General features: G+C 63.4%; 5 protein-coding genes. 2 read left to right on the top strand and 3 right to left on the bottom strand.

The window, feature by feature from the left end:
- Window positions 1-211: 211 nt before the first annotated feature.
- The 3 genes from M1L53_RS10405 to cofC are packed head-to-tail and all read right to left on the bottom strand — an operon-like array spanning window position 212 to window position 4200.
- Window positions 212-1138 (bottom strand): bifunctional NUDIX hydrolase/histidine phosphatase family protein, encoded by a 927-nt coding sequence (locus tag M1L53_RS10405; protein WP_054187768.1) that lies wholly within the window; start codon window positions 1136-1138, stop codon window positions 212-214.
- 17 nt (window positions 1139-1155) lie between these two features.
- Window positions 1156-3399, bottom strand: coding sequence for an RNA degradosome polyphosphate kinase (locus M1L53_RS10400; protein ID WP_003942685.1), 2244 nt, complete (start codon window positions 3397-3399; stop codon window positions 1156-1158).
- 51 nt (window positions 3400-3450) lie between these two features.
- Window positions 3451-4200: a 2-phospho-L-lactate guanylyltransferase gene (cofC, locus tag M1L53_RS10395; protein ID WP_080552786.1), complete on the bottom strand. Its 750-nt coding sequence runs from the start codon at window positions 4198-4200 to the stop codon at window positions 3451-3453.
- A 126-nt stretch (window positions 4201-4326) separates the two neighbouring features.
- Here cofC and M1L53_RS10390 point away from each other — a divergent pair, with 126 nt between their 5' ends.
- Window positions 4327-5325 carry an NAD(P)H-dependent glycerol-3-phosphate dehydrogenase gene (locus tag M1L53_RS10390; protein WP_030535420.1) on the top strand — a complete coding sequence of 333 codons (999 nt, stop codon included), beginning with the start codon at window positions 4327-4329 and terminating at the stop codon, window positions 5323-5325.
- Complete coding sequence (locus M1L53_RS10385) at window positions 5322-6473, top strand: cystathionine gamma-lyase (protein ID WP_042925741.1); 1152 nt, start codon at window positions 5322-5324, stop codon at window positions 6471-6473. Before M1L53_RS10390 ends, M1L53_RS10385 begins: the two co-directional genes overlap by 4 nt.
- Window positions 6474-6504: the final 31 nt, after the last annotated feature.

Below are 6504 nucleotides of genomic sequence, written 5' to 3'. Positions count from 1 at the left end.
ACCCCGCCCCGGCCCACGCCGCCCCCGCCCCCCCCCCCAACGTCGTGGCGTTGGGTTTAAAACCCCTCGGCCTTACCACACCGCGGTCCCGCCGCGCATCCGATCGGCGGCGCCACCTCTTTTTGCTGTCTGGGAGAAGTGTGAATTCTCCTGTGTTTCAGTGCTTTGCAAAACTACCGAATCGAGCTGAGTGTCGGTTGGTCCAAATCCCTCAGGAGTTGGCGACTTTGGGGAGCGGGCTGTCGAGGTGATCCGCGGCGACGAGACGGCCGTCGAGGAACGAGAGCACCCAAGTGCTCGCCTTACGGTTGCGCGCCGAGGGCAGTGTTATACCGGCCGTATCAGCCCACCAGCGCATCAAATCGGGGATGACGCCTCCTTGGCTGCAGATTACGGGAGTGCCCTCCAGCGCGGCGATCTGCAGCGCACGCGCCCTGGCGGCGTCGGGATCGGCCTCGTAACCTTCTTCGGTCAGAAGAGGTTCCGTCGAAATCTCTTCACCCAATGCCTCCGCCAATGGCATCACAGTGTCGATGCAGCGCGTACGGTCAGCCGCGAAAACCGAATCGGCTCCGAAGATTTTCAGCTGTTCGACCAAGGCGGCGGATTGCTCTTTGCCCTTGGCGTCGAGTGGACGCACATTGTCGTCGCCCTTGTATCGCTTACGGCTCCCAGCTTTTGCGTGGCGGACGAGTAATACCGTTTTCGTGTCAGGCGGAAGGGAAACGAAGCGGCGAAGAATCATTCGATCCATCGGGTAGGAAAGATGATCGGCGACCTCGGTGACCGGAAGCCAATAGAGAACATCCACTTCGCTATTCGGCCCGAAATCTCCGTCCACTGCTTCGGCCGACCAGTATTCGACCCGTTTGAGTTTGCGATGTCCCGGGATCGGGTACGTCACGCCACCGAGGTGCCTTCCGAAACGTCCGGTGATCGAGGTCTCTTCGCGGACCTCCCGAACTGCTGCGGTCAAGAAGGTCTCGCCGGGATCGAGCTTTCCTTTGGGGAATGACCAGTCGTCGTACTTCGGTCGATGTACGACGGCGATCTCGATGGCGGAAGGATCCTGAGGAGCCTTCCGCCACAGAACCGCGCCTGCGGCAAAGATGTTGGCTTTGACCGGCTTGTCGTTCATTGTGTGATCCGAGCCCGTCAAGACCCGCTGGCGGTGCGGCTGCGCATCAACGACTGTTGATGCTCACGTACGTCCTCACCGCGTTCGGGGGCAGCGACCCAACTCCCGTCCGGATGCAGTACCCAGCAGCGAGTTCGGGGATCGAGCGCGGAGTCGAAGATGTCACCGAGTTGCTTCGACAGTTTCGGGTCCTTGACCTGCACCATGACCTCGACGCGGCGATCGAGGTTGCGGTGCATCATGTCTGCGCTGCCGATCCAGAATTCGTCGGCCGAGCGGAAATGGAACATTCGCGAGTGTTCGAGGAAGCGTCCGAGAATGGAACGTACTTCGATGTTTTCGCTGAGGCCGGGAACGCCCGGCTTGAGCGCGCAGATTCCGCGGACCACGATCTCGACGGGGATACCGGCCTTGGATGCGCGGTACAACGCGTCGATGACCTGCTCGTCGACCAATGCGTTGGCCTTCAAGCGGATACCGGCATCGCGGCCTGCGAGCTTGTGAGCGATCTCGTTGTCGATCCGCTCGATGATCCCGCGGCGAACCCCGTACGGCGCTACGAGAAGGTTGCGGTAGCTCGTCTTTCGGGAGTATCCGGTCAGCGAGTTGAAGAGGTCGGTGAGGTCTGCACCGATCTCCGGTGCTGCGGTGAGCAATCCGACGTCCTCGTACATGCGCGCGGTCTTCGGATTGTAGTTGCCCGTGCCGATGTGGCAGTAACGACGAATGGTCGAGCCCTCTCGCCTGACGACGAGGCACGTCTTGCAGTGAGTCTTGAGACCGACGAGACCGTAGACGACGTGAACGCCGGCCTGCTCGAGTTTGCGAGCCCACTTGATGTTGGCCTGCTCGTCGAAGCGGGCCTTGATCTCCACCAGCGCGACAACCTGCTTGCCCGCTTCGGCGGCGTCGATCAGTGCATTGACGATGGGGGAGTCGCCGGAAGTGCGGTACAGGGTCTGCTTGATCGCGAGCACCTGCGGGTCGGCGGCGGCCTGTTCGATGAAGCGTTGAACGCTTGTGGAAAACGAGTCATATGGGTGGTGGACGAGCACGTCGCCTTCGCGCAGGGTCGAGAACACGCTCTTCGGAGTCTCGCGTTCACCGAACGCCGGATGCGTCGCCGGGACGAACGGAGCGTCTTTGAGAGCGGGGCGGTCGACGGCGTAAACCTGCCAGAGGCAGGACAAGTCGAGGAGACCGGAAACCTCGATCACGTCGGCCGGATCGACGTCGAGTTCACGCAGAAGCAGTTCGAGCATGTGCTCGGTCATGTCGTCGGCAACTTCGAGGCGAACGGGTGAACCGAAACGACGACGCGCCAATTCACGTTCGAGTGCCTGCAGCAGATCCTCGTCCCGATCTTCTTCGACCTCGAAATCGGCGTTGCGTGTGATTCGGAAAGCGTGATGTTCGACGATTTCCATTCCGGGGAACAGCACGTCCAGATGAGCCGAAATCAGTTCTTCCATCGGGAGGAAAGAATCGATGGTGGACGAAGATGTCGTGCTCTTGACTCGCACGAACCGGCCGACGTTGTCGGGAACCTTGACGCGAGCGAAGTGTTCGCCGCGGGTGACGGAGTCCTTCACCGTCACGGCGAGGTTGAGGCTCAGTCCGCTGATGTAGGGGAACGGGTGAGCGTGATCGACTGCCAACGGCGTCAGTACCGGGAAGACCTGCTCGTGGAAATGCGCAGAGAGTCGGCCGTGATCGTCGGCGCTGAGGTCGGCCCATCGAACGATTGAAATGCCTTCTGCCGCCAGGGCAGGGCGGACCGAGTCGAGAAACACGTGCGCGTGCTTGTCGGCGAGTTCCTGGGTGCGACGCGCGATGAGCGCCAATTGTTCGCGTGGGGAGAGGCCGTCGGCGGACCTGACCGACAGTCCCGTCTCGTCGCGGCGCTTGAGTCCGGCGACCCGGACCATGAAAAATTCGTCGAGATTGGAAGCGAAGATGGCGAGGAACTTTGCGCGTTCGAGCAACGGCAGTGACTCGTCGGCGGCCAATGCGAGAACACGGGCATTGAAATCGAGCCAGCTGAGTTCGCGGTTGAGGTAACGATCCTCGGGAAGTCCGACGAGCAATTCGGGTAGCTCTGCCTTGGTAGCTGCAGGGGGAGCGCCCGGGATGTTGGTGGCGACCGCGACGGCCTGAGATCGCGGCGAGGTGGCCGCGCCGTTCTCGTGGCGGCCGGAGCTGTGGTCTCCGTCCGACTGGTCTTCGGAAATACGGTTTTCGAGTGCTTCGCCATTGCTCACTCGTCGATCATCCCCCACAATCGCGCGGTCCGACAATCGATGAAAGAAAATTCATCGACTGTTCGACGGCGTGGCCTTGAGTCTGGTCAACGAAGCCGATGTCGCGGGGCCTACTCCCAGTGCTCGCACAGTGCCGAGATCGGCATGGGTGTCGACGTCGGTGCGCAGTCCCGGCCATTGGCCGTTGAGTGGACGAGCACCTGAATTGGCATGTCCAAGTGCGGATTCCGGCCCGAACCGAGGGTCCAGCGCGCTTTCGCCGCACGCAAACAATGCGGAAGTGCCAGTGCCGTGGTGATCGACGACGACTGAACGTCCGCCGCTGCGGGCCGCGGCCACGGCCTCCGTCAGTTCGCTCGGTTGCATGGCGGGCAAGTCGGCTTGCAGCACAACGAGGTCGACCACTCCGCGCTTGGCTCGGATATCGGCGGCCGCTGCACTCAACGCCGCGTTGAGGGTTTCCTCCGTGCGCGGTGTTGCGCCGTTGGTTCGGGCGCCGTCGGGAGCTGGATCGGCGTAGACCGTCACGCCGACGGAATATGCAAGGGCGGCAACGGTGGGGTCTGGGGTGACCACTGTGACGCTGTCGATGGCCGAGACGGCTGCAACTGTGGCGAGGGTGTCGTGAAGCATGGCCAACACGAGGTCTGCACGCGCGTCCGAGTCGAGTTCGCCCGCGAGGCGGGACTTGGCCGATCTCAAGGACTTGACGGCCACTATCGCATGCATGGGGCGTTCGATCTCCGTGCGCGCATGCGGTGTCTCCACGGCGTGTGGGTACGGGGGTTCCGCGCTGTCCATCCCTCGATCTTGCCAGTCATCACGCTCGGTGTCCGCGGCTGCCCACCGCAGTGCACCACAGGCGATACTCTGTGCAGACGATTTTTCTGGCGGCGACCCGCTTCGCCGGGTAGACGGGGTGAGCGTGTGAGTAAGGCAGCTGTATTGGGCGCAGGTTCGTGGGGAACGGCGTTGGCGAAGGTGATGGCCGAGGCCGGAACCGACGTGACGATGTGGGCCAGGCGTGAAGAGGTCGCGAAGCGCATCGACACCACGCACGAGAACAGCGACTATCTGCCGGGCATTGCTTTGCCTTCGTCGATTCGCGCGACCCACCACCACGAGGAGGCGATGGCAGGTGCTGACTTCATCGTGCTGGCGGTTCCCTCGCAGTCGCTACGAGCAAACCTGGAGCAGTGGAAAGGCTCGATCGGACCCGATGCGACTCTGCTGAGTCTGGCCAAGGGAATCGAGACCGGGACGCTCATGCGCATGAGCCAGGTCATCGTGTCGGTGACCGGCGTGGAACCGGGGCGCGTCGCGGTGCTCTCGGGCCCGAACCTTGCACACGAGATCGCCGGCGGGCAGCCCGCGGCGACGGTGATCGCCTGTTCGGATTCCTCGCGTGCCCTCGCTCTCCAGGATGCTTGTGCTACCGGCTATTTCAGGCCGTACACCAACTCCGACGTCATCGGTTGCGAGATCGGTGGTGCGTGTAAGAACGTGATCGCGCTGGCCTGCGGCATGGCCGCCGGCAGTGGATTCGGCGACAACACGGTCGCCAGCATCATCACCCGTGGGCTCGCCGAGACGATTCGTCTCGGCGTTGCGCTCGGCGCCAAGGCGTCGACTCTTGCAGGCTTGGCGGGCGTCGGTGACCTGGTAGCGACCTGCACGTCCGAGTTGTCGCGAAACCGGACGTTCGGAGAGCGGCTCGGACGAGGCGGGTCGATGGAGTCGGCACAGAAGGCAACCAACGGTCAGGTCGCCGAGGGCGTGAAGTCGTGCACGTCGGTACGCGCACTCGCTGCCGGATACGACGTGGAGATGCCGTTGACCGACGCGGTCCACCGGGTGTGCCACGAAGGCATGGCCGTCAGCGATGCGATCGGTCAGTTGCTCGGACGCCGGACGAAGCCGGAATGAGTGAAATCGGTGTGGGTCGCTTCGAGGATTACGGGGATTCGACGCGCAGCGTGAGCGCCGTCGCGCGCGAACACGCCGCGGGTCAGCCCATGCAACTGGGCCCGATATTCGCTGCGCCGTACCAACTTTCGGCGGACGAAGGTTCCGAGTCCGATACCTATGCACGTGCATCGAACCCGGGTTGGCGCGGACTCGAATCCGCGCTCGCGGCGCTCGAGAGAGCGGACCACGCCCTCGTCATGGGATCGGGGATGTCCGCGATCACCGCTACCTTGCGCAGCGTCCTCGTCGCGGGGGATACCGTCGTCGTGCCCTCGGACGGGTATTACCAAGTGCGGTTGTACGCGAACGAGCGCCTCGCGCCGTTGGGAATCACCGTTCGCGAGGTTTCGACTCTGCAGATGGGCGACGCGAGCTTCGTAGATCTGCTCGACGCGTCACCGGGCCGCGTGGTCGTCGTCGCCGAGACGCCGTCCAACCCGGTGCTGGACGTGGTCGACCTTCGCGTGCTCGCCGACGTGTGCCACCGTTCGGGTGCGCTGCTGATCGTCGACAACACGACCGCGACACCGCTGGGTCAGCGCCCGCTCGAATTGGGTGCCGACGTCGTGGTGGCCAGCGGTACCAAGGCTCTCAGCGGGCACAGTGACCTCCTGATGGGTTACGTCGCCACCTCCGATACGGCGGTGAGTCGGCAAATCGAGCGTGAGCGACTTCTCTCGGGAACGGTGCTCGGCCCCTTCGAGACGTGGCTTGCGCACCGGAGTCTCGGCACGGCAGGCCTGCGATTCGGGCGTCAGTGCGACAACGCGCTGGCGCTTGCCGAGATGTTGGTGGATCACAAAGCAGTCCGGTCCGTTCGTTACCCCGGCCTTCGCGGTGACCCGTCCTATGCAACGGCATCCGGTCAGATGAATCGATTCGGTGGATTGGTGAGCGTCGAGTTGGATTCGGCTCAGGCATTCCACTCGTTCGTCGAAGCGAGCGCTCTCGTCACGGCTGCTACCAGCTTCGGCGGGATCCACACGACGGCGGATCGCCGTGCGCGCTGGGGCGATCCGGTCAGTGCGGGGTTTGTCCGAATCGCTTGTGGCATCGAGGACACCGCCGATCTCCTGGCCGACATCGAGCGCGCACTCGACGCGTAAACGGGCCGGGTCGACGAAATCGGTCCGGCCC

The organism is Rhodococcus sp. T9N, assembly GCF_024436645.1.
In the GTDB taxonomy this organism is placed as follows: domain Bacteria; phylum Actinomycetota; class Actinomycetes; order Mycobacteriales; family Mycobacteriaceae; genus Rhodococcus_F; species Rhodococcus_F qingshengii.
This window is presented reverse-complemented; position numbering and strand designations above follow the sequence as displayed.

Bases quoted from the DNA above. Each gene is read 5' to 3' on its own strand.
- M1L53_RS10385 (WP_042925741.1), top strand. From the start codon at position 5,322: ATGAGTGAAATCGGTGTGGGTCGCTTCGAGGATTACGGGGATTCGACG.
- cofC (WP_080552786.1), bottom strand. From the start codon at position 4,200: ATGGACAGCGCGGAACCCCCGTACCCACACGCCGTGGAGACACCGCAT.
- M1L53_RS10405 (WP_054187768.1), bottom strand. From the start codon at position 1,138: ATGAACGACAAGCCGGTCAAAGCCAACATCTTTGCCGCAGGCGCGGTT.